The 26,538-nt window shown below is 71.0% G+C and carries 22 protein-coding genes; 14 read left to right on the top strand and 8 right to left on the bottom strand.

Annotated elements, in window-relative coordinates; all coding sequences use genetic code 11:
• Nucleotides 1–47 precede the first annotated feature (47 nt).
• Nucleotides 48–3,848, bottom strand: coding sequence for a transglycosylase domain-containing protein (locus ACFQRF_RS08350; RefSeq protein ID WP_379870210.1), 3,801 nt, complete (start codon nt 3,846–3,848; stop codon nt 48–50).
• 663 nt (nt 3,849–4,511) lie between these two features.
• Between ACFQRF_RS08350 and ACFQRF_RS08345 the strand changes: the two genes are divergently transcribed.
• Nucleotides 4,512–5,168 (top strand): class I SAM-dependent methyltransferase, encoded by a 657-nt coding sequence (locus ACFQRF_RS08345; protein WP_379870208.1) that lies wholly within the window; start codon nt 4,512–4,514, stop codon nt 5,166–5,168.
• A 25-nt stretch (nt 5,169–5,193) separates the two neighbouring features.
• Here the strand turns inward: ACFQRF_RS08345 and ACFQRF_RS08340 are convergent, their stop codons facing one another.
• The 4 genes from ACFQRF_RS08340 to ACFQRF_RS08325 form a co-directional block, all read right to left on the bottom strand.
• Entirely contained in the window at nt 5,194–6,375 is a 1,182-nt protein-coding gene (locus ACFQRF_RS08340; RefSeq protein ID WP_379870206.1) for a pyridoxal phosphate-dependent aminotransferase, read from the bottom strand.
• Nucleotides 6,376–6,608: 233 nt separating this feature from the next.
• A complete protein-coding gene (locus ACFQRF_RS08335; protein ID WP_379870204.1) occupies nt 6,609–6,851 on the bottom strand; it encodes a hypothetical protein in 243 nt (80 codons plus the stop codon).
• A gap of 71 nt (nt 6,852–6,922) precedes the next feature.
• The gene (locus tag ACFQRF_RS08330; RefSeq protein ID WP_379870430.1) at nt 6,923–7,303 is read right to left on the bottom strand and encodes a BlaI/MecI/CopY family transcriptional regulator; all 381 of its coding nucleotides are present in this window, start codon (nt 7,301–7,303) and stop codon (nt 6,923–6,925) included.
• A gap of 221 nt (nt 7,304–7,524) precedes the next feature.
• Nucleotides 7,525–8,541: an SDR family NAD(P)-dependent oxidoreductase gene (locus ACFQRF_RS08325; RefSeq protein ID WP_379870203.1), complete on the bottom strand. Its 1,017-nt coding sequence runs from the start codon at nt 8,539–8,541 to the stop codon at nt 7,525–7,527.
• Between the two features lie 1,006 nt (nt 8,542–9,547).
• Between ACFQRF_RS08325 and ACFQRF_RS08320 the strand changes: the two genes are divergently transcribed.
• The 4 genes from ACFQRF_RS08320 (at nt 9,548) to ACFQRF_RS08305 (ending at nt 15,607) form a co-directional block, all read left to right on the top strand.
• Nucleotides 9,548–13,252: a multifunctional oxoglutarate decarboxylase/oxoglutarate dehydrogenase thiamine pyrophosphate-binding subunit/dihydrolipoyllysine-residue succinyltransferase subunit gene (locus ACFQRF_RS08320; protein WP_379870201.1), complete on the top strand. Its 3,705-nt coding sequence runs from the start codon at nt 9,548–9,550 to the stop codon at nt 13,250–13,252.
• A gap of 3 nt (nt 13,253–13,255) precedes the next feature.
• The gene (locus ACFQRF_RS08315; protein ID WP_379870199.1) at nt 13,256–13,438 is read left to right on the top strand and encodes a DUF6104 family protein; all 183 of its coding nucleotides are present in this window, start codon (nt 13,256–13,258) and stop codon (nt 13,436–13,438) included.
• Between the two features lie 220 nt (nt 13,439–13,658).
• Nucleotides 13,659–14,513 (top strand): DUF4097 family beta strand repeat-containing protein, encoded by an 855-nt coding sequence (locus ACFQRF_RS08310; RefSeq protein ID WP_379870198.1) that lies wholly within the window; start codon nt 13,659–13,661, stop codon nt 14,511–14,513.
• Nucleotides 14,510–15,607, top strand: a complete 1,098-nt coding sequence (locus tag ACFQRF_RS08305) for a PadR family transcriptional regulator (RefSeq protein WP_379870197.1) — start codon at nt 14,510–14,512, stop codon at nt 15,605–15,607. The genes ACFQRF_RS08310 and ACFQRF_RS08305 overlap by 4 nt, the downstream gene beginning before the upstream one ends.
• Before the next feature lie 91 nt (nt 15,608–15,698).
• Here ACFQRF_RS08305 and ACFQRF_RS08300 read toward each other — a convergent pair whose 3' ends face one another.
• Entirely contained in the window at nt 15,699–16,667 is a 969-nt protein-coding gene (locus ACFQRF_RS08300; RefSeq protein WP_379870196.1) for a zinc-binding dehydrogenase, read from the bottom strand.
• Nucleotides 16,668–16,958: 291 nt separating this feature from the next.
• Between ACFQRF_RS08300 and ACFQRF_RS08295 the strand changes: the two genes are divergently transcribed.
• Nucleotides 16,959–17,861, top strand: a complete 903-nt coding sequence (locus tag ACFQRF_RS08295; protein ID WP_379870194.1) for a helix-turn-helix domain-containing protein — start codon at nt 16,959–16,961, stop codon at nt 17,859–17,861.
• Nucleotides 17,862–17,876: 15 nt separating this feature from the next.
• Entirely contained in the window at nt 17,877–18,077 is a 201-nt protein-coding gene (locus ACFQRF_RS08290; protein WP_379870193.1) for a DUF397 domain-containing protein, read from the top strand.
• Between the two features lie 238 nt (nt 18,078–18,315).
• On the opposite strand, the gene ACFQRF_RS08285 is transcribed toward ACFQRF_RS08290, so the two are convergent.
• The gene (locus ACFQRF_RS08285; RefSeq protein ID WP_379870191.1) at nt 18,316–19,494 is read right to left on the bottom strand and encodes an NAD(P)-dependent malic enzyme; all 1,179 of its coding nucleotides are present in this window, start codon (nt 19,492–19,494) and stop codon (nt 18,316–18,318) included.
• Between the two features lie 434 nt (nt 19,495–19,928).
• Here ACFQRF_RS08285 and ACFQRF_RS08280 point away from each other — a divergent pair, with 434 nt between their 5' ends.
• From ACFQRF_RS08280 to ACFQRF_RS08255, 6 genes are all read left to right on the top strand, one after another.
• Nucleotides 19,929–20,855 (top strand): ABC transporter substrate-binding protein, encoded by a 927-nt coding sequence (locus ACFQRF_RS08280; protein WP_379870189.1) that lies wholly within the window; start codon nt 19,929–19,931, stop codon nt 20,853–20,855.
• A 30-nt stretch (nt 20,856–20,885) separates the two neighbouring features.
• Nucleotides 20,886–21,854: an amino acid ABC transporter permease gene (locus ACFQRF_RS08275; protein ID WP_379870187.1), complete on the top strand. Its 969-nt coding sequence runs from the start codon at nt 20,886–20,888 to the stop codon at nt 21,852–21,854.
• Nucleotides 21,855–21,901: 47 nt separating this feature from the next.
• Complete coding sequence (locus ACFQRF_RS08270) at nt 21,902–22,654, top strand: amino acid ABC transporter ATP-binding protein (RefSeq protein WP_379870429.1); 753 nt, start codon at nt 21,902–21,904, stop codon at nt 22,652–22,654.
• Nucleotides 22,655–22,758: 104 nt separating this feature from the next.
• A complete protein-coding gene (locus tag ACFQRF_RS08265) occupies nt 22,759–23,244 on the top strand; it encodes a GNAT family N-acetyltransferase (RefSeq protein WP_379870186.1) in 486 nt (161 codons plus the stop codon).
• Nucleotides 23,245–23,370: 126 nt separating this feature from the next.
• Nucleotides 23,371–23,796: an ATP-binding protein gene (locus ACFQRF_RS08260; protein ID WP_379870184.1), complete on the top strand. Its 426-nt coding sequence runs from the start codon at nt 23,371–23,373 to the stop codon at nt 23,794–23,796.
• A 41-nt stretch (nt 23,797–23,837) separates the two neighbouring features.
• Nucleotides 23,838–24,596 carry an RNA polymerase sigma factor SigF gene (locus ACFQRF_RS08255; RefSeq protein WP_181874279.1) on the top strand — a complete coding sequence of 253 codons (759 nt, stop codon included), beginning with the start codon at nt 23,838–23,840 and terminating at the stop codon, nt 24,594–24,596.
• Between the two features lie 252 nt (nt 24,597–24,848).
• Here ACFQRF_RS08255 and ACFQRF_RS08250 read toward each other — a convergent pair whose 3' ends face one another.
• A complete protein-coding gene (locus tag ACFQRF_RS08250) occupies nt 24,849–25,253 on the bottom strand; it encodes a hypothetical protein (protein WP_379870183.1) in 405 nt (134 codons plus the stop codon).
• 263 nt (nt 25,254–25,516) lie between these two features.
• Between ACFQRF_RS08250 and ACFQRF_RS08245 the strand changes: the two genes are divergently transcribed.
• Nucleotides 25,517–26,455: a diacylglycerol/lipid kinase family protein gene (locus ACFQRF_RS08245; RefSeq protein WP_379870182.1), complete on the top strand. Its 939-nt coding sequence runs from the start codon at nt 25,517–25,519 to the stop codon at nt 26,453–26,455.
• The last annotated feature ends 83 nt before the right edge of the window (nt 26,456–26,538 follow it).

The following is a 26,538-nucleotide window of genomic DNA, read 5'->3' as shown; positions in this document are numbered from 1 at the left end:
GGTGCGCCCGCCGGCATCGGTGTGCTGAACGGCGCGGGCGGTCGCGGTTATCCGGGCCAGGCCGGACCGCCGGTCCCCTCCTCTGGCGGGGGTTCCTCGCCTCCGGAGCCACCGTCCGGCGGTGGGAAGCCGGGATCGGGCTGCTCCGGCTCACCCCCCGGCGGCGGTTCCACGGGAGGCGGCTCGACGGGCGGCGGCTCCTGCGGCGTGCTCTCCACCGGCGGATCGGGTTCCGCGGGCGGCGCCTCCTGCTCGTTGCTCGCGCCGGGCGCCGGCACATCAGGCGCGAAGTTCTCGGTGGTGCCACCGAAGGTCGGCTCGGGGAAGGACTCGACCTCCTCGCCCTCCATGGCGGCGGCCATGAACGACCGCCAGACCGTGGTCGGGAGCGAGCCGCCGGACAGCTGACCGTACCCGGGCACCACGAACGGCTGGTTGTTGCCGTTGTAAATGCCGACCGCGGTGGACAGCTGCGGGGTGTAACCGACGAACCAGGCCGCGACGCTGCTGTCGGTGGTACCGGTCTTACCGGCCACCGGCCGCCCGTCGGGCAGGTTCGCGCCGGTACCGGTGCCGCTCGTGACGACCTGGCGCAGCGCGTGGGTGACGTCCGCCGCCGCCCCCTCGCTGATCACCCGGTTCGTCTCGACCGGCTCGCGCTCGTCCTCGCCATCCCGGTTGACGATGGAGCGCACGACGTGCGCATCGACGTGCTGGCCCCCGTTGGCGAACGTGGAGTAGCCGCTCGCCTGGTCGACCGGGCTGACATCGGACACCCCGAGGGCGAGGGTCGGCGCCGCCGCCTGATCCTCGGTGATCCGGTTGTCGGGGATGCCGGCCGCGTGCGCGATGTCGACCACGTTCTCCAGGCCCACCTGCAACGCCAGGTTGATGTACCCGGTGTTGTTGGACCGGCGGGTGGCCTCGATGAGGTTCATCGCCCCACCGGGTTCGCCACCGGCGTTGCGGACCTCGCTGCCGTTGAAGAACTGCGGGGAACTGCCGTCGACGACGGTGTTCAGGTTGAAGCCGTTCTCCAGCGCGGCGGCGAGCACGTACGGCTTGAACGCCGAACCCGCCTGCGCTGCGCCACGGAAGGCGCTGTCGTACTGGTTCTCGTTGTAGTCCGAGCCACCGTAGAAGGCCACCACCTCACCGGTGGCCGGATCGATGGCGGTCAGCCCGGCCTGGACGCCCTCGGGCAGGTCGTCCACCGGGACGTTCGACTCGACCGCCTCCCTGGCCGCTTCCATCAGGTCCTGGTCGAAGGTCGTGGTGATCTGGTAGCCGCCCCGGTTGATGTTGTCCTCGGTGTAGCCCAGACTCTCCAGTTCGGCCATGGCCTGCTGGAGCATGTAGCCGTTGTACCCGCTGAGGTCGATGCCCTCCTGTGGCACCTCGTGCTCGGGCCGCGGGAACTCGTACTCCGCCGCCTGGTCGGGAGTGATGGACTCCATCGTGACCAGGCCGTTGACCACGTACTGCCAGCGCTGCTCCATCTCCGGCGTGGTCTCGCTATCGGCCAGGCCGAACTTGGTGGGCTGCTGGATGGCGGCGGCGAGGAAGGCCGCCTCCGCGGGGGTGAGGTCGGCAACGTCCTTGTGGTAGTACGCCTGCGCTGCGGCCTGGATGCCGTAGGCGTTGCGCCCGAAGTAGATGGTGTTGAGGTACTGCTCCAGGATCCAGTCCTTGGACTGCAACTGGTCCACCTTGATGGAGATGATGATCTCCTTGAGCTTGCGGGAGATCGTCTGCTCCTGGCTGAGCCCCTCGTAGTAGTTGCGGACCATCTGCTGAGTGATGGTCGACCCGCCCTGCAACTGCTGGCCCGTGAGGGTGGACCACCCGGCGCGGATGGTGCCGCGGATCGAGACGCCCGGCTCCGTCCAGAACCCGCGGTCCTCGGCCGAGAGGATGGCGTTCTGGACGTCCTTCGGGATCTCGTCAAGACTGACCGGGTCGCGGTTGACGCCACGCTCGGCGAACACCGTCTCGCCGTCGGCGTAGTAGAACGTGGAGCCCTCGTCGGTGGCCTGCTCCTGGGCGTCCTCGGGGACCGGGATCATGGCGTAGGCGACGCCGAAGCCGGCGAGGCCGAGCACGAGGCAGACGCCCACGGCGATGAGCCCGCCCCGGGTGAGCCGCCACCACAGCGGTTTCTTCTTCTTGGGCTTGCCGTTCTTGGGACCGGAGCCGGCCGCTGCCGCCTTCCCCTTGCCCGGCTTGCCGGGTTTCCCGGGCTTACCGCGCTTGGCGGGCTTCGGCGGAACCGCGCCGGCTCCCGCGGCCGTGGTGGAGTCGGCGGGCGGCCCGTCCGCGGCACCGCCGCTCGCCGCCGCGGCGGCGGCCCCCGCCGCGAACCCGGCGCCCGCCGCAACGCCGGTGGCGCCGAGGGCGGCGGCCGCGGCGTCCTGCGCGGCGGTGGCGGAATCGGTGTCGGCCGGGGACGGGGGGTCGGGCGCCGGCTCGAAGGCCGGACGTCCGCTGTGCGGCGTGCCGTCACCCGATGCCGGAGCGGCCGGACCCACACCGCCCGATGCGGCGGACGCGTCCGCCGCATCATCGTCATCGTCGTCGAAGACCGGCGTGAACTCCGCCGTGCCCTCGGGGTCCCAGCCCGGAACCGCGCCACCCGCACCGGAGGCGGCCGAACCCGGCGCCTCGGCCGCGCGCGCGTCATCGGCCTGGTCGGCGGCTCGGGAGTCCGGGCCCTCGGCCGTGGACGCCCCGGAGACCGCCTCGGCCTCGTCGTCATCGTCGTCGAAGACCGGGGTGAACTCGGCCGTACCTTCCGGATCCCAGCCGGCACCGCCGGAACCGGCCGATGCCGGGGTGCCGGACGCGCCAGGCACCGTTTCCGGCGCGTCGGGCCGCGCCTCGGCGGCGGGTGGTTCGGCGTGGTGGTCGTCATCGTCCTCGAAGACCGGCGTGAACTCGGCCGTACCTTCGGGGTCCCAGCCCGCGGCCACGCCGGCCGTTCCGCCGGCCTGGTCACCGGCGGGCTCGGGTTCGTGAACCGGGTCGTCAGCGGCCTGGGGAGCGGCCGAGTCTTCGTCGGCGGCACGGTCCTCGTTGACCGGGCCCTCCTCCGCGCCGTGCGGGGCGACGGGCTCTGCGGCGGACTCGGCCGCACCGTCGGCGGCGGGTCCGGGAGGCGTCGCGCCCGCGTCGGCGGCCGCCACGGCCTCCTCCGCGTCGTCCGGACCGGAGGCGGGGGCCGCCTCGGCCGCGTCCCCCGACGCGGCGTGGTCGTCGGTCGCGCGGATGGTGCCATCGGGCTGCAGGTCCAGCCCGTACTGCTCGGCCAGGCTGCGCGCGACCTTGTCACGGAAGAAGCTGCCACTGTCCTCGAACGCGCTCGCGGCGAGGTAGGGGGACGCGTCCTCCGTCGCCGAATCGGCGTCAGTGGAATCGGAATCCGTGGAGGCGCCGGATTCGCCGGCCGCCCCGGACGGGGCCGCGGAGCCGCCCGCGCCCTCGGGCGCGGTACTCTCCTCGTCGCTGGAGGGGGTGGTGGTGGAGTCGTCGGACCCTGCGGCCGGCGAGTCGGATGACGCGGAGAACCAGTTGAACTCCGCCTCGTCGGCGGCGCCCGCCTCCCGCACGTCGTCGGTACCGCCGGTCGGCGAATCGGCCGCTGCGGAGTCGGCGGAACTCCCGGACGCGTCCTCGGCCGGGGGTTTCTCGGCGTCGGTGCCGGATCCGGGCTCGTCGGCGCGCGAGGTCGCCGCGGCGGGTCCGTCGTCCCCCGCGGGGGTCACGTCGTTTCCAGCGTCCTCGGGGCCGCTGGGGTGGTCGCCGGTGCCGTCACCAGCGGAGTCCTTGGGGTCTGGCTGCTTGGAATCCACGTCGTTCTTCGCAGGAGAGTTGCCGGTCTCGGGAGTGTCAGCTTCGGGGCGCGGCTCGGAGGGGCCGTCGCCGTTATTGCTCTCGCTCAGTTGGTAGCCCCCTGGTTTCGATGCCCCCAACGTGCGGCGCTATATACGTATGACGCGGACGTGGGCCGATCTGGTTCAGCGAAATTAAGCGGGAATTGGGGCCGGCGCTGCGGGGGTCCGCCGAAACCCTCCGAAACACGATACCCGCACTGAGCAACCGAACGAGCGGTCCGGGAGGGCCGCCGACCCCCTCCATCTGGACCATTGCCGACGCGCGCCGCGCTGATCAGTCAGGACGTCACCGGGGACGCCGCGAGGGTGAGACGGATCGGGTTTCCGCACGCCGCCGACGACCCGGCGGCGCGCCGCACGGCCGCCATGCGCGCCCGATATCCGGAACCCCGATATGGGGCCGACCGTTGCCGCTGCCGACCCGCCCTTCCGGCCCATATGCCGCCGCTTCCCCACCATGCCGCCCTCTCTTCGCTCCACTGGCCGCCCGCCACCACCGCGGCGGTGTTCCGCTTTCCAGTTCACCGGGACGGGAGCCGCGCCGCCACCCCGGATGCCCGGCTGTGGATAACCTGCGCTGTGCCCGAATGGACCGTCCCCGGCGAATCCGGAACACCGCCAATGGAAGGAAGACGCCGAGTGACCACCGACCCCATCCCGTCCGCGCTGCTGCGCGTCGCCGAGTCCGCGAAGGGCTTCATGCCGGCCGACGAGGGAATCGCACTGTACGAGACGGCCTTGGCGCACGCCCCGCTCGGACCGGTACTGGAGATCGGCAGCTACTGCGGCAAATCCACGGTCTACCTGGGTGCGGCGGCCGCACGGACCGGCGGAACCGTGGTCACCGTGGACCACCACCGCGGCTCGGAGGAGCACCAGGAGGGCTGGGAGTACCACGACCCGTCCCTGGTGGACCCGGCGACCGGCCGCCTCGACACTCTGACCGAGTTCCGGCGGACGATCACCGCCGCCGGCATCGAGGACCACGTCATCGCCGTCGTCGGCCGCTCCTCTGACGTCGCCAGGCTGTGGACGGCGCCGCTCGGGATGGTGTTCATCGACGGCGGCCACACCGAAGAAGCCGCCCAAGCCGACTACGCCGGCTGGAGCCCGCACGTGCGTCCCGGAGGGGCGCTGGTCATCCACGACGTGTTCCCCGACCCCGCCGACGGCGGCCGGCCGCCCTACCACGTCTACCGCCGCGCCCTCGACTCCGGCCTGTTCGCGGAGCGCCGCGCCGTGGGCTCGCTGCGCGTGCTGGAGCGACTGCCCGGGTGACGCGCCGGCCGTCGGCGGCTCGGCCTCACGCCGGAGACAGCGCTCCGAGCCGCGCGACCGCCTCGTCGAGAACCTCGTCGCGCTTGCAGAACGCGAACCGCACCAAATGCCGCCCCTCATCGGGGTGGTCGTAGAACACCTGCGCCGGGACGGCGGCCACCCGCGCGGTGCGCGGCAGCGTGCGGGCGAGTTCCACGCCCTCGGTCAGCCCGAGCGGCCGGATGTCGGCCATCACGAAGTAGGTGCCCTGCGGGCGCAGCACCGTGAAACCGGCGGCCCGCAGCCCCTCGGAGAGCCGGTCGCGCTTCCGCTGCAGCGCCGCACGCTGCGCGCGCACCCAGTCCATCTCGTCGCGCAGCGCGTCGGCGACCGCGAGTTGCAGCGCCCCGTTGGCGGTGAAGGTGAGGAACTGGTTGACCGTCTGCACCGCGCGCACCAGGGCGGCCGGTCCCATGACCCATCCGGTCTTCCAGCCGGTGACGGAGAACGTCTTACCGGCGGAGGAGACGGCCAGCGTGCGCTCGCGCATGCCCGGCAGGGTGGCCAGCGGGACGTGCGCGACGCCGTCGAAGGTGAGGTGCTCGTACACCTCGTCGGTGATCGCGATGACGTCGTGTTCCTGGCAGACGTCCGCGATCACGCCGAATTCCTCGGCCGTGAGCACGGTTCCGGTGGGATTGTGCGGGGAGTTCACGATGATCGCCCGCGTGCGCGGCCCCACAGCGGCGCGCAGTTCGTCGGGATCGAAGACGAACCGGCCGCCTTCGTCGGGGGGACCGGGCCGCAGCGTCACCGCGCGGCGCACCCCGCCGGCCATGGCGATGGCGGCGGGATAGGAGTCGTACACCGGCTCGAAGACGACGACCTCATCGCCCGGCTCGACCAGCCCCAGCACCGCGGCGGTGATCCCCGCCGTGGCGCCCACGGTCACGTAGACCTCGGAGTCGGGGTCGTACTCCAGTCCGTACCTGGCCGCACGGTCGGCGGCGACGGCGGCCCGCAACTCCGGCCGCCCCGGCCCCGGCGGGTACTGGTTGACGCCCTGCTCGATCCGCCGGGCCGCGCCGGCGAGCAGCGAGGGCGGGCCGTCCGTGTCCGGGAAGCCCTGGCCCAGGTTGATGGAATCGGTCTCCACGGCAAGCCGGGTCATCTCGGCGAAGATCGTCTCGCCGAACCCCCGCATCCGCGCGACGAGCGGTTCGTCCACAGCAGGCCAGCATAGCCGCGACCCCCCGCCGCACGTGAGCGGTGCGCCGCCGAGCGAACCGGAGTCGTCGATGCCCACGCCGAAGGCCCCCCGCGTCGGCGGCGAAGGAGAGCGAGGCGGCAAACGCGACCACAAAACCGCGATGCGCCGCCGAGCCGACCACAGTCGTCGACGCCCACGCCGAAGGCCCCCCGCATCGACGGCGAAGCGACCCACGCCCGCTGCCGCGTACCTCAGCGCCAGGGCGCTCCCGTGACGTGCCAGTGGGCGGCGTCGGCGCAGCCGTCCGTCCGCTGCCCCACGAGCCCGTCGGCCAGCCGGCCGCGCCGGGTCGGCGGCGCGGTCTCGCCGCGCGGTGTGGGCACACCCGCCCCGGCCGATGGTGCGGCGGCCGACGCCGACCGGCTCGCCCTTCGGCCGCGCAGGCGCTCGTAGTCGTCGATCGACCATCCCTGACCGAGAACCAGACGGTCCATCGCTCCCCCGTTTCCGCGTTCTTCCGGCCGTCGCCGGCTCCCCATGCTTCTCGCCGCATCCGCCACCGGGTTCAGGAGGCGAGCGTCCGCCGGGTCCGGACCTCGGCGAGCACCTCGTGCAGCCGGGCCACCTCCTCGTCGGTGAACCCCTCGACGAAGCGGAGCATGGTGGCTCCCGGGTCACCGCTCCCGCTCAGGACCTCGCTCATGACCCGCGCGGTGTGCTCCTCGCGGGACTCGCGCGGCCAGTAGCGCCAGGCCCGCCCCGACTTCTCACGGTCCAGCAGGCCCTTGTGGAAGAGGATGTTGGCGACGGTCATCACGGTCGTGTAGGCGATATCGCGGTGGTAGGTCATCGTTTCGCGCACCTCTCGGACCGCGAGCGGCCGATCGGCCCTCCAGAGGGCGTCCATGATCGCGGACTCCAGCTCGCCGAACTCCTTCACCTGCATCCTCTCCCCCACCTGCGGACCACCCTCCCCGGCTCCGAGTGGACATGCTAGGAGCCGGGGTCGGACGCTCGCGGCGAAACGGAGCGGACCACGCGGATCCGACTCATCCTCCGAGGGAAAGCGCACGATATGCCGCTGCCGACCGTAAACTCACCCCTATTTCGGGACTTCTGACGCCGTTTCACGGCAGCGTGATCCGGGCCGTCGGCATGGCGGCCGGGCTACCGATCCGGAGTCCCGCCTTGCAGGTGCCCCTCGGTGTGTTCCGCCAGGCTGTGCGGGATGACGAACGGCCGCTCCGCGTTGATGTCCGGCCAGTTGTCGAGGATGTCCTCGGCGGTGGCGCCGGGCAGCAGCACGCCGGGCCCCTCGGCGACGAACACCCGCGCGATCCGGCCACCGCCCACCGTGTACACCTCGCCGGTGGTGGGGCAATCCTCGTGCGCCAGCCATGCGACCAGCGGCGAGACGTGCTCCGGCGCGAGCCGCCGTGCCACTTCGGCGGGGAACCGCTCCTCGCTCATCCTGGTGTAGGCGACCGGGGCGATGGCGTTGGCGGTGATGTCGTACTGGGCGCCCTCGATGGCGAGCGCCCGGGTGAGGCCGACGACGCCCATCTTGGCCGCGGCGTAGTTGCTCTGCCCGAAGTTGCCGAACAGACCGGACGGCGACGCGGTGTTGACGATGCGGCCGTAGCCGTGCTCCCGCAGATGGCAGAAGGCCGCGCGGGCCACCAGGAACGACCCGCGGAGGTGGACGCCGATGACGGCGTCCCACTCGGCCACCGTGATGTTCTTGAACGACCGGTCGCGCAGGATCCCGGCGTTGTTGACGACGATGTCGACCCGGCCGAAGGCGTCCAGCGCCGTGTCGACCAGCGCCTGTGCCCCCTCCTCGGTCGCGACGTCGCTGGTGTCGGCGACCGCCGTGCCACCGCTCTTCCGGATCAGCTCCACGACCGCCGCGGCCGAACCGGGGTCCGCGGCGGAGTCCGCGTTCCGGGTCCCGCTCGTCGCCTCGTGGCCCTCCGCAATCGACGCGGCCGGGCCCTGCGGAACCGTCGGCCGCTCCGGGGGCTCGCCCGCGCGCCGCTCCACGGTGCCGTCGACCCGCCCACCGACGTCGTTCACGACGACCTTCGCGCCGCGCGCGGCGAGTTCGAGGGCGTGTGCCCGGCCCAGTCCCTGGCCCGCCCCCGTAATGAGGGCGACACGCCCGTCGAACCGCAGGTCAGTCATGTTTCCTCCTTGCTCGCACCATGGCGCCGGTTACGCCCATGACCTGGGGACTCGATGACCTCGACACTAACTACCCGATTCGCGAGGAGATGCGCGCGACGCGGTCCGGCCTACGGCGGCGGGCATCGACGCCTCCGGACGCTCGGCGGCTCGCCGCCCTGTGCCCCTGGTCGCACTCGCCACCTCGCTCCCCTCCACCGCCAACGCGAAAGGCGCTACGCGCAAGGGCATCGACGCCTCCAGACGCTCGGCGGCTCGCCGCTGTGTGTCACCGGTCGCGCTCACCGCCTCACTCCCCTCCACCGCCGACGCGAAAGGCGCTACGCGCAAGGGCATCGACGCCTCCGGACGCTCGGCGGCTCGCCGCTGTGTGTCACCGGTCGCGCTCACCGCCTCACTCCCCTCCACCGCCGACGCGAAAGGCGCTACGCGCAAGGGCATCGACGCCTCCGGACGCTCGGCGGCTCGCCGCTCCCCAGTCCCCGCAACGACCGGTGTGGCCCGGCCGGTTCCGGCCAACGGGAAGGAGTTCCGGCCGATGGCGGGCCCCGGGAGGGCGGTTCGGCGGAGCCCCCGTCGGTCCGCCGCGCCGCCGCGTCCCGGGCCGCCCGCGCACCGGTCTCCGTGGGACGCGGCGGGCGGCGCACGGGTTCCGCTAATCGCCTTCGGCAACGAGGATTAGCCGCACGTCCGGCTGGGAAGTGGAGGGATGGCGGTGTGCGCCTCCCCGCCGCCGGCAGTGGCTCCGTGGCAGGTCCGGATGCGGAGCACGTGCAGACACGGCAACGGAACCTCGACGATTTTGTGAATAATTGTTAGGAATCTCCCAGTTCCCGATCGACCTGGGGTCCCCACTGCGACGCCCGGCCAAGTAGCCTGTTAGGCGAGATTGCCGGCCGGGCGTGTTTCGACGCGGCCGAAGGGCCGCTGAGCCGTGCCCGCCCTGCGCCGTGGCCATCTCTCCATCACATTCACAAGCGAGCTGCGGAAGAGGGCGATCTCCGCCGTGTCGTCTGAGGCGTCTCAACCCCTGACAGATTTCGGCCCAAATGAGTGGTTGGTCGACGAGCTGTACCAGAAGTACCTGAACGACCCGAACTCAGTTGATAAGGCATGGTGGAACTTCTTCGCCGACTACAAGGCGGGCACCACCAGCGCCAGCGGGGCCAGTGCTCCGCCCACCAGTGCGGCCAAGGCCGGAACCGGCACCGCCAACGGCGCCGCCCCCGCTGCGCCGGGCCGGGCGGCGGACGGCAAGAAGCCGGCCGCGAAGGCGCCCAGGAGCGCTCCCGCAGCGCCCGCCTCCCCCGCGAAGACCAACGGTGCCGCGCCCGCTGATGACGCGCTGGCGGTCACCGAGGAACGGCTCCGCGGCGCGCCGGCGCGTACCGCCGCCAACATGGAGTCCAGCCTCGCGCTGCCGACGGCGACGAGCGTGCGCGCGGTCCCCGTCAAGCTGCTCTTCGACAACCGCATCGTCATCAACAACCACCTGCGCCGCGGCAGCGGCGGCAAGGTGTCCTTCACCCACCTCATCGGCTATGCCATGGTGAAGGCCCTGGCGGCGATGCCGGAGATGAACCACTCCTACGTGGAGATCGACGGCAAGCCGGGCGTGGCCAAGCCGGAGCACGTGAACTTCGGCCTGGCGATCGACCTGAAGAAGCCCGACGGCACCCGCCAGTTGCTCGTCCCGAGCATCAAGGCCGCCGACACCATGGACTTCAAGGAGTTCTGGACGGCGTACGAGGACCTCGTGCGCAAGGCGCGGGCCAACAAGCTCGGTGTGCCCGACTTCCAGGGCACCACGATCAGCCTGACCAACCCCGGCGGCATCGGCACCGTGCACTCGGTCCCGCGGCTCATGCCGGGCCAGGGCACCATCGTCGGCGTCGGGGCCATGGAGTACCCGGCCGAGTTCCAGGGCATGGCCCCGGCGACGCTGAACGACCTCGCGGTCAGCAAGGTCATGACCCTGACCTCGACCTACGACCACCGCATCATCCAGGGCGCGCAGTCCGGTGAGTTCCTTCGCCGGATCCACCAGCTGCTGCTCGGCGAGGACGGGTTCTTCGACGAGATCTTCGCGGCCCTGCGCATCCCGTACGAGCCGGTGCGCTGGACGCAGGACATCTCCGTGACCCGCGACAACCAGATCGACAAGGCGAGCCGGGTTCAGGAGCTGATCCACGCCTACCGGGTCCGCGGTCACCTGATGGCCGACACCGACCCGCTGGAGTACAAGCAGCGCCGCCACCCCGACCTCGACGTGCTGGAGCACGGGCTCACTCTGTGGGACCTGGAGCGCGAGTTCCCCACCGGCGGGTTCGGCGGCAAGCCGGTCATGAAGCTGCGCGACATCCTGGGCGTGCTGCGCGACACCTACTGCCGCACGGTGGGTATCGAGTACATGCACATCCAGAGCCCCGAAGAGCGCGAGTGGATCCAGTCGCACGTCGAGCGGGAGCACGAGAAGGTCAGCCGCGGCGAGCAGCTGCACATCCTGCGCCGGCTGAACAGCGCCGAGGCGTTCGAGACCTTCCTGCAGACCAAGTACGTGGGTCAGAAGCGGTTCTCGCTCGAAGGCGGTGAGTCGCTGATCCCGCTGCTCGACGGGGTCATCTCCAAGGCCGCCCGGGCCGAGCTGGACGAGGTCGTCATCGGCATGGCGCACCGTGGCCGGCTGAACGTGCTCGCCAACATCTGCGGCAAGTCCTACGCCCAGATCTTCGGCGAGTTCGAGGGCAACCTCGACCCCCGCAGCGCGCACGGCTCCGGTGACGTCAAGTATCACCTGGGCACCGAGGGCGTCTTCGAGACCCCCGACGGCGACAAGATCGCCATCTCGCTGGCGGCCAACCCGAGCCACCTGGAGACGGTCAACCCGGTCGCCGAGGGCATCGTCCGCGCCAAGCAGGACCTGCTGAACAAGGGCCCGCACGGCTTCACGGTGCTGCCGATCCTGATCCACGGCGACGCGGCGTTCGCCGGCCAGGGCGTGGTCGCCGAGACCCTCAACCTGTCGCAGCTGCGCGGCTACCGCACCGGCGGAACCGTGCACGTCATCGTGAACAACCAGGTCGGGTTCACCACCTCGCCCGCCGACAGCCGGTCCAGCGTCTACGCCACCGACGTCGCGCGCATGGTGCAGGCGCCGATCTTCCACGTCAACGGCGACGACCCCGAGGCGGTCGTCCGGGTGGCGCAGCTCGGCTTCGCCTACCGGCAGGCGTTCAACAAGGACGTCGTGATCGACCTCGTCTGCTACCGGCGGCGCGGCCACAACGAGGCCGACAACCCCTCGTTCACCCAGCCGCTGATGTACGACGTCATCGACGCCAAGCGCTCCACCCGCAAGCTCTACACCGAGGCGCTGATCGGCCGGGGCGACATCAGCGTCGAGGAGGCCGAGCAGGCGCTGCGCGACTACCAGCAGCAGCTCGAACGGGCGTTCACCGAGACCCGTGAGGCCGACAAGAAGCCGGTCGAACCGGGGGCGGTCATCAAGCCCGAGGTGTTCGACGAGGAGCGCATCGACCACGCGGCGGTCGAGACGGCGGTCTCCGACGAGGTCGTCAAGCAGGTCGTCGAGACCCAGATCGACCTCCCCGAGGGCTTCACGCCGCATCCGCGCCTGCAGCCGCAGCTGCAGCGCCGCGCCCAGATGGTGCAGGACGACGCCATCGACTGGGCCATGGGCGAGACGATCGCCATCGGCTCGCTGCTCATCGAGGACCACCCGGTGCGTCTCGTGGGCCAGGACACCCGGCGGGGCACCTTCGGCCAGCGGCACGCCGCGCTGGTGGACCGCAACACCGGCGAGGTGCACGTCCCGCTCAAGAAGTTCGAGAAGGGCACCTCGAAGTTCCACGTGCACGACTCGCTGCTCAGCGAGTACGCGGCGCTGGGCTTCGAGTACGGCTACTCGGTGGTCCGTCCCGAGGCGCTCGTGGCCTGGGAGGCGCAGTTCGGTGACTTCGTCAACGGCGCGCAGAGCGTCATCGACGAGTACATCAGCGCCAGTGAGCAGAAGTGGGGGCAGCGCTCCAGCGTGACCCTGCTGCTGCCGCACGGCTACGAGGGCCAGGGCCCCGACCACTCCTCGGCACGCATCGAGCGGTTCCTGCAGCTGTGCGCCCAGGAGAACATGACGGTCGCGATGCCCACGACCCCGGCGAACTACTTCCACCTGCTCCGCTGGCAGGTGAAGTCGCCGTACGGCCGCCCGCTGATCGTCTTCACCCCGAAGTCGATGCTGCGGCTCAAGGCCGCGGCCTCGGCGACGTCGGAGTTCACCTCGGGCTCGTTCCGGCCGCTCATCCCGGACACCAGCGGCATCAAGCCGGAGGAGGTCCGCCGGGTGGTGCTCTGCTCGGGCAAGGTCTACTACGACCTCGACGCGGCCCGGAAGCGCACCGGCGACACCAGCACCGCGGTGATCCGGGTCGAGCGGCTGTACCCGCTGCCGATCGAGGAGATCCGGCAGCAGCTGGCCGCCTTCCCCAACGCGGGCGAGGTGCTGTGGGTGCAGGAGGAGCCGGCGAACATGGGGCCGTGGCCGTTCGTGGCGCTGGTCTTCTCCGAGCAGCTGGACCGGCCGTTCACCCGGATCTCCCGCCCGGCGGGCTCGTCGCCGGCGGCCGGTTCCGCCAAGCGGCACGAGGTGGAGCAGCAGGCGCTGGTCAACACCGTGTTCCCGCCGGCGGACTGAGCCGTGTACTTCACCGACCGCGGTATCGAGGAACTGGAACAGCGGCGCGGCGAGGAGGAGGTCTCCCTCGCCTGGCTCGCCGACCAGTTGCGGGCGTTCACCGACCTCAACCCCGAGTTCGAGACCGCCATCGAGCGGCTGGCCACCTGGCTGGCCCGGCTGGATGACGATGACGACGACGGGTGACCGAAGCGGTTGAACCGGAGGGCTCCAGCCACGGGCTGGGGCCCTCCGCCGCGTCCGGGCCCACCCCGGAGCCGGGCTGCGGGAGAACCCTTGGCGGCCTCCGGATTTCCCCGGAAAACCACACGGTGCGACGCGACATATCTTGAGTCACCGTCCAACGCGACATATCGTGTCTCTCAGAGACTCCACTGGTACCTCAGAAGAACCGAAAGGGACTGCGATGGCGCGTTGGACCATCGACCAGTCGACGACCCGCACCCTCGATGGCATCGTGGCGCTGCGCATCAGGATCGTCGGCGGTCACGTGAACGTTCTGCCCACCGACGATCCGGTGACCTTCGAGGTCTCCGACATCGCCGGTGAGCCCGTCCTGGTCACCCACGAGGCCGGCATCCTCACGGTCACCTACGAGGATCTGACCCGCGGCGGCCTCATGGACCGGCTGCGTCCCGCCCAGCTCGCCGGATACCGCTCCGTCGGGCGGCGCGCCGCCACGGTGAGCGTGCGGGTGCCCCGGGACTGCCCGGTGGAGGTGACCACCGTTTCGGCGCCCGTCGTCGTCGCTGGCCTGAGCGGCCGGACCCAGCTGCGCAGCGCCTCCGGCGACATCACCCTGGACGATGTGAACGGGACCGTGGAGGTCAACACCGTCTCCGGCAATCTCGCGGCGCGCGGGGTCTCTGGAAGCCTGCGCTTCGGCAGCGTGAGCGGCCAGCTCGCGGTCGCCGGCGGCCGGCTGGCCGACGTCGCCGCCAAGACCGCCTCCGGCCAGCTGCTCGCCGACGTGGACCTGGCCCCGGCCGCACGGGTGCGGTTCGCCTCCATCTCCGGCGACGTCGCCCTGCGGGTGCCGGCGGAGACCTCCGCCTCGGTGGAGCTCCGCTCCGCCACCGGCACGCTGGATTCCGCGTTCGGCCTGGATCGGCGCGACCTCCGCGCCCGCAGTAATCTGACCGGCAAGATCGGCAGCGGGGTGGATCCGGCCAGCATCAGCACCACCACCGTGTCCGGGGCCGTCTCGCTGCTGCGCCGCGAGCCCGACGCTCCGGCCGCCATCCCGAAGGGGGACGCATGAGCACGATATTCGGCCACGGCAGGCTCCGGCTGTACCTGCTGAAGCTGCTGGACGAGAGCCCACGGCACGGCTACGAGATCATCAGCCTGCTCCGCGACCGCTTCCTGGGCGTCTACTCCCCCTCCCCCGGCACGATCTACCCCCGGCTGGCCCGCCTGGAGGAGGAGGGCCTGGTCACCCACGAGGAAGTGAACGGACGCAAGGTCTACCGGCTCACCGACAAGGGGCGCGAGGAACTGCGCAGCCGCTCCGCGGAGCTCGACGACCTGGAGCGCGAGCTCACCGACTCCGTCCGCGACGTGGCGCGCGCCGTCAAGCAGGACGTGCGGGACACGATCAGCTCGCTGCGCGAGGAGCTGAAGTTCGCGGCCGGCGACTTCCGCCGCGCACGGTCGGAGCGATCCCGCGACTCCGGCTCCACGCCGGGCGGCCAGGAGGACGTCTGGCGGCAGGCCGGCTCCGAATCGGCTGAGGAGACGGCGCGGGAGCGCACCGGCGCCGACGGCGGCACCTCGGGCGCCACGGAGGAGGAGCGCGACCGCGGCGGTACCTGGTGGGATCGCGACTGGGAGAAGCTGGCGCACGGGTTCACGGCGTGGGGCGCGTCGTGGTCCAAGCGGCCCGGCCAGGGCGCGGGCGGACGCCCGGACTTCGAGCACACCCTGCGGGAGTTCACCGACCGGGTTCGCGACGTCGTTCGCGAGGCCGGCCACGTCGGCGAGAGCGCGGCCACGGACCTGCGCCGGATCCTGGACGACACCATCGAGGTGATCCGCCGCGACGTGTCGTCCTGGGGTCCGCCGGAAGGCGGCCGGGACGCGCGGGGCGGGACCACCGAAGGCGGTGCCGAGGGTGCGCGTGAGGAGGCCGGTGGGTCCGGCCCGGCCGCTGGGCGCACCGGCTCCGCACCGGCCGGCGGCCGGTCCGACGGGGACGGCGCCCCGGCGCCGGACGGCGGCGACCCGTGGAGCGCGGCGGTGCGGGAGACCCGGGAGGATGCGCCCGGGGCGGGCGGACCGAACGGATCGGATGGGCCGTCCGGCACCGCCGGGGACCGGGACGGCCGACCGGACGATCCGTCCCCGAACGCCTGAGCGAACCGCCTGGCACGCCGGTGGGCCGGGACCCCGCGGGGTCCCGGCCCACCGGCGTGCCAGGCCGCGCCCTCGCGCCCGGCCGGAGCCGTCACACGGTGAAGACGATCTTGCCGAAGAGGTCGCCCTCCAGCATCGCCGCGAAGCCCGACCGTGCCTCCGCGAGCGGCAGCACGCGGTCGATCTCGGGGCGCACCCCGCTCCGGACACAGAACTCGGCCAGGCGGCGCAGCTGGTCGCGAGTGCCCATGGTGGAGCCCACCACGGACAGCTGCCGGAAGAACACGTGGGTCAGCTCCGCGGGCGGCGCGTCGCCGCTCGTGGCGCCGCAGGTGACGATCCGGCCGCCCTGCCGCACGGACCTGATCGAGTGCGCCCACGTGGCCGCGCCGACGGTCTCGAAGACGGCGTCCACCCGCTCCGGGAGCCGCGCGCCGGTCTCGAAGGCGGCGTGCGCGCCGAGCTCCAGCGCTCGCGCCCGCTTGGCGGCGCTCCGGCTCGTCGCGTAGACGCGGTGTCCCACCGCGGCCGCCAGCCGGATCAGGGCGCTGGCCACGCCGCCTCCGGCGCCCTGCACCAGGACCGTGGAGCCGGGCTGCAGGCCGGCCTTCTCGAACACCATGCGGTACGCGGTCAGCCAGGCGGTCGGCAGGCAGGCCGCCTCCTCGAAGGACAGTTCCTCCGGTTTGGGGACCAGGTTGCGCCGGGGGACGGTCACCTTCTCGGCGAGAGTGCCGTCGTAGCGCTCCGACAGCAGCGAGCTGCGCGGGTCGAGGGTCTCGTCGCCGCCACCGGCGTCGGGGTCGCCGATCACGGCGTGCACGATGACCGGGTTGCCCTCCTCGTCCACCCCGGCGGCGTCGCATCCCAGCACCATGGGCAGCCGGTCGGCCGGCAGTCCGACCCCGCGCAGGCTCCACAGGTCGTGGTGGTTGAGCGCCGCCGCCCGGACGGTGACGGTCGCCCAGCCCTCGCGAGCCGTGGGGTCGGGGCGCTCGCCCGCCCGCAGTCCGGACAGTGGGTCGTCGCGGTCGATGCTTTCGGCGGTAACGGCAAACATGACCCGACCCTAACCAACGCCGTGATCCACCGCACCCGGCGACCCGTGCCCGAAGCGTCCGTGTTCCGTGCCCGCGCGGAGACACGCTGATCACAGAATGATCATCTGCCATAACGGCCCACCGCAAAAGCCTCCGCGGCCATTCGGCCCGTGGCATAGTGACCCTCAGGCAGCTCCCTGGCCTGGACCGCAATTGCCCGTGCGAATTCTCTTCGGATTTCCGCACTCCCGGAGTCGAGTAGCCTTCTTGCGTTCTCGACTCAGCCTCTCCCCCGGAAAAGGAGGCTTAAGGTGGCCGCTGGCTATAACCCGACGGTCCGCCGCCGTCGGCTCGGTGTCGAATTGCGGCGCCTGCGGGAGCTCGCCGGGATGACCGGCGAGGAGGCCGCGGAGCGCATGTCCTGGTCCGGCAGCAAGCTGTCCCGGATCGAGCGCGGACAGGTCGCCACCAACTCCGACGACGTACGTGACCTGCTCGAACTGTACAACGTGCAGGATCCCGGGCTGCGCCAGACACTCGTGATGCTGGCCCGGGAGTCACGCCGCCGAGGGTGGTGGCACGTCTACGGGGACGTGCTGCCCGAGCGCTTCGAGGTCTACCTCGGGCTGGAGCCCGAGGCCAGCACGCTCCGGTTCTTCCAGTCCCAGATCATTCCGGGACTCTTCCAGACCGAGCCCTACGTCCGCGCGCTGCTCGCCTCGCATCCCGACGTCACGGACGGCGACGAGGTCGAGCGCCGCGCCGCGGTCCGGATGCGCCGGCAGGAACTCCTCACCGCGGAGAACCCGCCGGACGTTTGGGTCATTCTGGACGAGTCAGCCATCTACCGCCCCATCGGGGGATCCCTCGTACTGGCCGACCAACTACGCCATCTGGTCGAGATGAGTCGAAAGCCGCATATAACCCTGCAGGTGCTGCCCTTTGACCGCGGAGCCCATCCGGGCGTCAACGGCTCCTTCGACATCCTGGAGTTCGCCGAGCCGGACATTTACGTGCCCAGGCTGGTCCATTTGGAAAATCTGACCAGCAGCCTCTATATCGAAAAGCCGAAAGAGGTCCGGGAGTTCGTGGTGGCCTTCGAGCACCTGCACACCGCGGCCCTCAGCCCCGCGGAGACTCGCGACTTCCTGACCGAGGTGGAGCAGCGGATCCGCTCCCAGCACGCGAAGGAAGACGAGGAACACCATGGTTAGGGAAGGGGGCGCGGCATGGCCGCGGATCAGACGGAGAACACCCGTTGGCGCACGAGCTCCTACAGCACCTCGAAGGGGGGCCAGTGCGTCGAGGTCGCCGACCTCGGCTTCGACGTCGCGGTACGCGACTCCACGGCACCCGAAAGCGTAGTACTCACCTTCTCCTCCGGCGCGTGGGCGGCCTTCCTCCAGGCCGTCGAACGCGCCGGGCTCTAGACCGGGAGACGGCGGCCACCGCCGACCCTGTTCCATCCGACCGCCACGCTCACCAGCCCGCCGCCTCACCAGCGGACCCCTCCCGGGCTGTCCCGGACGGACACCCCGGCCGCCGCCCCCGGCGGCCACGACCGGCACACGGCGCCCGGAGCCACCGGCCGCGCCGCGCCACCTCAAAAGCACAATCCGGAGCGGGGCTCACCCCGCTCCGGATTGACTACCGTACAGAGTCGTCCGGCTACGCCCTGGCCACTCCGTCGGCCCGGGCCTGCGCCGCCACGGCCGCGGCGATCGCGGGCACCACACGCTCGTCGAAGGAACTCGGGATGATGTAGTCCGGCGCGAGGGCGTCGCCGACCAGGTCCGCCAGCGCGTCGGCCGCCGCGATCTTCATGTTCTCCGTGATGTCGGTGGCGCGAGCGTCCAGGGCGCCGCGGAACACTCCGGGGAACGCGAGCACGTTGTTGATCTGGTTCGGGAAGTCGCTGCGCCCGGTGGCCACGACGCCGGCGTACTTAGCGGCGACGTCCGGGTGGATCTCGGGGGTGGGGTTGGCCATGGCGCAGATGATCGCGTCCTTCGCCATGGTGGCGACGACCTCCTCGGGCACCTGCCCGGAGGACAGGCCGATGAACACGTCGGCCCCCTCCAGCGCCGTCTCGATCGGGCCGCGCAGGTTCGCCCGGTTGCTGATGGCGGCGATCTCGGTCTTGGCCTCGTTCAGCCCGGCCCGGCCGGCGTGGACGAGGCCCCTGCTGTCGGCCACCGCGATGTCGCCGATGCCGCCGTTGATCAGCATCCGCGTCACCGCCAGCCCCGAGGCCCCGGCCCCGGAGACGACCGCTCGCAGGTCGCCCAGGCCGCGGCCGGTCAGCCGCGCCGCGTTGCGCAGCGCCGCGAGCACCACGATGGCGGTGCCGTGCTGGTCGTCGTGGAACACCGGGATGTCGAGTCGCTCGCGCAGCCGGCGTTCGATCTCGAAGCACCGCGGGGCCGAGATGTCCTCCAGGTTGATCCCGCCGAACGACGGCGCCATGCGCACCACGGTCTCGACGATGTCGTCCACCTCGGTGCAGGCCAGCGCGACCGGGACCGAGTCGATGCCGCCGAACTGCTTGAACAGCAGCGACTTGCCCTCCATGACCGGCAGCGACGCTTCCGGGCCGATGTCCCCGAGGCCGAGCACCGCCGACCCGTCGGTCACGACCGCGACGACCTTGCTCTTCCAGGTGTAGGTGTCGACGAGCTCCGGGCTCTCGGCGATCGCACTGCAGACGCGGGCCACGCCGGGCGTGTAGGCGAGGGCCAGGCCCTCGTGGTCGGTGACCTCCACCGAGGACTCGACCCGCAGCTTGCCACCGCGGTGCAGTGCGAACGCCGGATCCTCGTCGAGATCGGAATGTGCCTGAACGGTCACTGGGAAACCCCTCGGTCCTGATGCTGGTACGCCGGCGATGGGACGCCGTGGCGTTCGTCGATGGTTCGATCGGCGGGTGGCCGAAAGCGCCGCCGGCTGCTCGACGATGACACAGCAAGCTGGAATCCAGATAAAAAACCCAGACAGCGCAGCGCACGGCGGCGGGGTACGAGAGAAGGCGGCCTCCGCGCCCGGCCCCGGCCCGGCGACGGGAGTGCGTCTGCGCGGGGCTGTCAGCGAGCGCGGCGCTGCCGCAGGTACGGGGTTCACCCGTTACACAATCATCTCACAACGGTGACCCCCGCCGGCATGCCGGTCCGACAGGATGGACGGTCGCTGAACAACTCGCACTTTTATCATGAATCAGCATGAAATGCCCCAAGTGCCGCGCTGGTTGGCGACACCAGCGGCCCACCCGCGCAAAGGAGACCGACGTGGCAGTGCCGAAGCACCGCATCGTCTCGGCTGCCCGCAGCCGCCGGCCGTACCTCGGCCTCGTGTCCATCGCCTCTCTCCTGGCGGTCACCGCCTGTGGAGGCGGCGGTGACGGAACCGCCGACCCCTCCCCCTCGGTGGCCGCCGACCCGGAACTGGTCGAACTCGTGCCGCAGGAGCTGCAGGACGCCGGCGTCATCACCGTCGGCGTGGACGCGAGCTACGCGCCGGGGCAGTTCCTGGACACCGACGGCAGCACGGTCATCGGTTTCGACGTCGACCTGTTCGACGCGGTGGCCGGCAAGCTCGGGCTCCGTACGCAGTGGGAGCCGGCGCCGTTCGGCAACATCATCACCGGCGTGGATTCGGGGCGCTACGACGCCGGCGTCTCCTCCTTCACCGTCAATGCGGAGCGCCTGGAGCAGGCGAACATGGTGAGCTACTTCAACGTGGGCACCCAATGGTTCACCCAGGCCGGCAACCCCGACGGCGTGGACCCCGACAACGCCTGCGGTCTGCGAGTGGCCGTCCAGAGCGACACCGTGCAGGTTCCCGACATCGAGGCCCGCAGCGAGCAGTGCGAGGAGGACGGCCAGGAGCCGATCTCCATCGAGCAGTACGAGGGCCAGGACCAGGCCACGGAATCGATCGTCTCGGGCCGGAACAGCGCCGGACTGGCCGACATGCCCGTGGCCGTCTACGCCGTCGAGCAGACCGGCGGACGGCTGGAGACGCTCGGCGAACAGTACGAGGCGGCCCCGTACGGCGCCGTGGTGAACAAGGACGACACCGAACTCGCCGAGGCCATCGCGGCCGGCTACGCGGCGATCATCGAGGACGGCACGTACCAGGAGATCCTGGACGAGTGGGGACTCACCCAGGGCGCCGTGGAGACGCCCACCGTCAACCCCGACATCGATTCCTGACCGGCCCGACGTAGAAGAAGCACCCGTAACGTGACTGTTTCCGCTGACCCCCCGGACCAGCCGGCACCCCCGGCGCCGGGGCGGTCCCCCGCCGAGCCCATCAAGGCCGTGCCGGTGCGGCACCCAGGCCGCTGGGTGGCCGCCGTGGTGATCCTCGTGCTGGCCGCCATGTTCGTGCACATGCTGCTGACGAACGAGGCGTTCCAGTGGGAATTCATGTTCGCGAACATGTTCCTGCCGCCGGTCCTCATCGGCGTCCGCACCACCCTGCTGCTCGCCGTGCTCGCCATGGTGATCGGGGTGCTGCTGGGCGTCGTCATCGCCGTGATGCGCCTGTCCAGCAATCCGATCCTGGCCGGCATCGCCTGGCTGTACACCTGGTTCTTCCGGGCGACGCCCCGTCTGGTGCTCGCCGTGCTGTTCGGCAACCTCGGCATCCTGTACCAGACGATCGAGATCGGCCTGCCGTTCGACAACTACTGGATGCCGTGGCTCGGCCTGGAGGGCGACGCCCGCATCTTCAGCGTGGACGCCAACACCTTCCTCAGCGGCTTCATGGCCGGCCTGCTGGCCCTCGCACTGTCCGAGGCCGCTTACATGGCCGAGATCGTGCGCGCCGGCCTGCAGTCCGTCGACCGCGGCCAGACCGAGGCCGCCCAGGCGCTGGGGATGAGCCGCGGGAAGGTGCTGTGGCGCATCACGCTGCCGCAGGCGCTGCGCGTCATCGTGCCGCCCACCGGTAACGAGACCGTGGCCATGCTGAAGGACACCGCCCTGGTCGCCTACGTGCCGGTGACCACCGAGCTGTTCTTCCAGCTCAGCGCGATCGGTTCCCGGACCTTCCAGCTGTTCCCGATGCTGGTGGCCGCGTGCCTGTGGTACCTGGCGATCACCAGCCTCTTCATGATCGGGCAGTACTTCCTGGAGCGCAGGTTCACGAAGGGCGACCCACGGGCGAGGGCGCGCGTGCTCGGCGGCGCCGGAGGGGGGACGCGGTGACCATCCAGCGACCGGAGAGCGGCGCCGACGTCCTGCCGGACGAGCGGATGGTCGTCGCCGAGAACGTGCACAAGAGCTACGGCCGCCTGGAGGTGCTGCGCGGGATCGACCTGGAGGTGCGGCGCGGCGAGGTCATGTGCGTCGTGGGCCCCTCGGGCTCCGGCAAGTCGACCTTCCTGCGGTGCGTGAACCACCTGGAGAAGATCAACGCCGGCCGGCTGTGGGTGAACGGCCAGCTCATGGGCTACCGCCAGAAGGGCGACCGGCTGTACGAACTGCGCGAGTCCGAGGTGGCCGCGCAGCGCCGTGACATCGGCATGGTGTTCCAGCGGTTCAACCTGTTCCCGCACATGACGGTGCTCGGCAACGTCATGGAGGCGCCGGTCCAGGTGAAGCGCGAACCGCGTGCCGAGGTCCGGGAACGGGCGATGGGGCTGCTGGACCGGGTCGGCCTGGCCGACAAGGCCGACAGCTACCCCGAACAGCTCTCGGGCGGCCAGCAGCAACGGGTGGCGATCGCCCGGGCGCTGGCGATGGCCCCCTCCCTCATGCTGTTCGACGAGCCCACCAGCGCGCTCGACCCAGAACTGGTCGGCGAGGTGCTGGACGTCATGAAGGACCTCGCCCGGGACGGGATGACCATGATCGTGGTCACCCACGAGATGGGGTTCGCCCGGGAGGTCGGCGACTCGCTGGTGTTCATGGACGGCGGCGTCGTCGTCGAGTCGGGGGCGCCGTCGGAGGTGCTGACCACTCCCCGGCACGAGCGCACCCAGGCGTTCCTGTCGAAGGTGCTGTGACCAGGCCCGTGCCCGTCCGGCGGCGGACGGGCACGGGACATCGACCGGGGGCTAACGTTGGGAGGGTAGTGCCCACCCGATCCACACGACAGAGGCAGCCGCACGTGATCCGCCCCGCGCGTCCTGATGACGTCCCGACCATCCACCGGCTCGTCCGCGACCTCGCCGAGTACGAGCGCGCGCCCGAGCAGGTGCTCTCCACTCCGGCCGATTTCGAAGCGGCACTGTTCGCGCCCGGCGCCGCGGCATTCGCGCACGTCGCCGAGCACGTGACCGAGGACGGCGCCGGCCAGATCGCGGGCTTCGCGCTGTGGTTCCGCAACTTCTCGACGTGGACCGGCCGGCACGGCATCTACCTGGAGGACCTCTACGTCCGCCCCGAACTGCGCGGGCACGGCTACGGTCGCGCGCTGCTCGCCGAACTCGCGCGGATCTGCGTGGAGCGCGGCTACCAGCGGCTGGAGTGGTCGGTCCTGGACTGGAACACGCCGTCCATCGAGTTCTACCGGTCGCTCGGCGCCCAGCCCATGGACGAGTGGACGACCTTCCGGCTGGACGGCGCGGACCTGGAGAAGCTCGGCCGGAGCTGACGCCGTGCCGCGGCTCCGCCCGCACCGGCCAGGTCGCGGCACACGGAACGCGGCGCGTGCACCGGGGCCGCAACGAAACAAGATAGATTGCAGTCAAGCGGCAATCTCGCTTCCCGAAGGAGGGACGTGACCGAAGAAACCGCTGTGCCGACGGCGGACGCCATGGGTGTACGGGACGCGGTGACCGTCCGGATGCCGGCCGACAGTGCCTATCTGTCCGTCCTTCGCACGGCCACGGCAGGACTGGCGGCTCGCCTCGACTTCACCCTCGACGAGATCGAGGATCTTCGCATCGGGGTCGACGAAGCGTGCGCCATGCTGCTCTCCCAGGCACTGCCGGGCACAGACCTCACAACAGAGTTCGAACTCACCGGCGACGGCATGCGCATCGCCGTATCGGTGCTCACCGCCGACGGCCGACTGCCCGCCCGTGACACGTTCGCCTGGACCGTACTTTCGGCCCTGGCCGGCGAGGTCGACGCCAACGTCGGCCCCGACGACCGCGTAACCATCGTTCTGCACAAACGCCGCGACGTGGTGGAGTCGGCGTGAGTGAGAGGGGGCCCGCTCTGACGGCGAAAACGGAGCACGCGGTGCCCGACCGGGCCCGTGCACGAGAGTTGTTCGAGCGCCTGAGCGAGCTCCCCGCGGACTCGCCGGAGCGGCAGCGCATCCGCGACGAGCTCGTGGAGCTGCACCTGCCCCTCGTGGAGTACCTGGCGCGCCGCTTCCGGAACCGCGGGGAGTGGCTCGATGACCTCACCCAGGTCGCGACCATCGGCCTGATCAAGTCCATCGACCGCTTCGACCTGGAACGCGGGGTGGAGTTCTCCACCTACGCGACGCCCACGATCGTCGGCGAGATCAAGCGGCACTTCCGCGACAAGGGCTGGGCGGTCCGGGTACCGCGCCGCCTTCAGGAGCTGAAGCTGTCCCTGACCAAGGCGGTCAGCGACCTCTCCCAGCGCGAGGGCCGGGCGCCCACCGTGCACGAACTCGCCGAGCACCTGGGCATGACCGAGGAGGAGGTCCTGGAGGGCCTGGAGTCGGCCAACGCCTACTCCACGGTCTCGCTGGACGCCCCGGACAGCGGCGACGAGGACGCCCCCGCGGTGGCCGACTCGCTGGGCATCGTGGACGACTCGTTGGAGGGCGTCGAGTACCGGGAGTCGCTGAAGCCGCTGCTGGAGCAGCTCCCGCCACGGGAGAAGCGCATCCTGCTGCTGCGGTTCTTCGGCAACATGACACAGTCGCAGATCGCCACCGAGCTCGGGATATCCCAGATGCACGTCTCACGGCTGCTGGCCCGCACGCTGGCGCAGCTGCGTCAGGCACTGACCACGGACGACTGACCACGAAGCGGTGAGCCGTCGAGTTCCCGGAGCCGTCGACGCCGATTGCCGAAGGCCGTCCCGCGTCGGCGGTGAAGGGAAGCGAGACGGCGAACGCGACCAGAAACACGAAGCCGTGAGCCGTCGAGTTCCCGGAGCCGCCGACGCCGATTGCCGAAGGCCGCCCCGCGTCGGCGGCGCAGGGAAACGAGACGGCGAACGCGGGCGGGGGCACGGCCGTGCGCTCCGCGTCGGCCGCCCCGCCACGACGGCTCAGCGTGAACCGGGACTCGGCGTGCCGTCGTCCGGGAAGAGCACCGCCGTGGTCGGCGGGGCGAGAACCAGCCCCAGCGCGGCCACGGCGACCACCGCGAGCGCCGCCCCCCACATCTGCTGCCCGTTGGACCACAGCGAGGCCGCGACGACGAACGCGAACATCTGGGTGAGCACCACAGGCGTGCGTGCCCAGCTGTTCAGGAAGTACAGCCCCCAGGCCACGTAGCCGAGCGCCGCGGCGGCCCCCAGGGCGAACACCGCGAGTGGCAGCGCGAACTCCACGTCCGAGGCGCGGCCCAGCAGGGTGTTGGCGAGCACGAAGACGCCCTCTGCGGCCACAACGAGGCACAGCAGCGCCTCCAAGGCGGCGGCGAGGGTCACGGTCAAGGGTCGTCGGGACACGCTTCACTGTATCCGCCATGCGGAGACCCGGTCTCCGGGGGCAGGGCTCCCCTCCCCTCCACCGCCGACGCACAACGGCCTCCGGCAAACAGCGCCGACGCCTCCGGACGCTCAACGGCTCACCCCGCACCCCCACCGCGCTCGCCGCCTCACTCCCCTCCACCGCCGACACAAAACGGCCTCCGGCAAACAGCGCCGACGCCTCCGGACGCTCGACGGCTCACCGCGGTGGGGGCCCGCGCGGTACCCCCTACACTGGCGGCGTGCGCGCGCTCTTCATCGTGAATCCGCAAGCGACCACGACCAGCCCTCGGTCCCGGGACGTGATCGTCCGGGCGATCGCCAGCGACCTCGCGCTGGACGTCGTGCAGACCGAGTACCGCGACCACGCCAAGGAGCTGGCCCGCCAGGCGGCGCGCGAGGGCTACGAGCTCGTCATCAGCCTGGGCGGCGACGGCACGGTCAACGAGGTCGTCAACGGCCTGCTGACCGCCCCCGAGGACCTTCCGAGGCCGGCCTACGCCGCGCTGCCCGGAGGGAGCGCCAACGTCTTCATCCGCGCCCTCGGCCTGCCGGCCGACCCGATCGAAGCGACCGGCGCGGTGCTGGAGGCGCTGCGCAACGGCGGCTACCGGGAGGTCGGTCTGGGGCAGATCGACGACGCGGCGGATGGCCGCTACTTCACCTTCTGCGCCGGATTCGGGTGGGACGCCGAGGTGGTGCGCGAGGTCGAGCGGCAGCGCCGGCGCGGCCGCCGGGCGTCCCCCGCGCTGTACATGAGCATCGCCGCGCAACTGTTCGTCAAGGGCAGGGAGATCCACGAGCCGTCGCTGACGCTGGAGATCCCGGGGTACGACGTGGTCAGTGACCTCTACTTCGCCCTGGTCACCAACACCACGCCGTGGACGTATGCCGGCACCGTTCCCGTGCAGCCGACCCCGCGCTCGCGCTTCCAGCTCGGGCTCGACGCGTTCGCGCTCACCCGTCTGAACACGGTGACGACGACCGCCGTGCTTCGCAAGATGGTCTCGCACCGAGGGCTGCCACCGTCGGGGCGGGGCTATCTCACATGGCACGACCAACAGGAGTTCGTACTGCGCGCCCGGCGTCCGCGGGCGTTCCAAATCGACGGGGAGTACCTCGGTCGGCGGAAACAAGTCAATTTCCGCTCCATTCCGAAGGCATTACGAATGGTCGGCTGATCAATCTCGGCCACACACAGGTAAACGGCCTGTGACGCACACGACACCTGCCTAGACAGGATAGACCAGCTCAACCCTTGCAT

It is taken from the genome of Marinactinospora rubrisoli (assembly GCF_042664915.1).
GTDB lineage: Bacteria > Actinomycetota > Actinomycetes > Streptosporangiales > Streptosporangiaceae > Marinitenerispora > Marinitenerispora rubrisoli.
This window is presented reverse-complemented; position numbering and strand designations above follow the sequence as displayed.

Bases quoted from the DNA above. Each gene is read 5' to 3' on its own strand.
- ACFQRF_RS08325 (WP_379870203.1), bottom strand. From the start codon at position 8,541: ATGACTGACCTGCGGTTCGACGGGCGTGTCGCCCTCATTACGGGGGCG.
- ACFQRF_RS08310 (WP_379870198.1), top strand. From the start codon at position 13,659: ATGGCGCGTTGGACCATCGACCAGTCGACGACCCGCACCCTCGATGGC.
- ACFQRF_RS08345 (WP_379870208.1), top strand. From the start codon at position 4,512: ATGGAAGGAAGACGCCGAGTGACCACCGACCCCATCCCGTCCGCGCTG.
- ACFQRF_RS08290 (WP_379870193.1), top strand. From the start codon at position 17,877: ATGGCCGCGGATCAGACGGAGAACACCCGTTGGCGCACGAGCTCCTAC.
- ACFQRF_RS08300 (WP_379870196.1), bottom strand. From the start codon at position 16,667: ATGTTTGCCGTTACCGCCGAAAGCATCGACCGCGACGACCCACTGTCC.
- ACFQRF_RS08305 (WP_379870197.1), top strand. From the start codon at position 14,510: ATGAGCACGATATTCGGCCACGGCAGGCTCCGGCTGTACCTGCTGAAG.
- ACFQRF_RS08270 (WP_379870429.1), top strand. From the start codon at position 21,902: ATGGTCGTCGCCGAGAACGTGCACAAGAGCTACGGCCGCCTGGAGGTG.
- ACFQRF_RS08335 (WP_379870204.1), bottom strand. From the start codon at position 6,851: ATGGACCGTCTGGTTCTCGGTCAGGGATGGTCGATCGACGACTACGAG.
- ACFQRF_RS08330 (WP_379870430.1), bottom strand. From the start codon at position 7,303: ATGCAGGTGAAGGAGTTCGGCGAGCTGGAGTCCGCGATCATGGACGCC.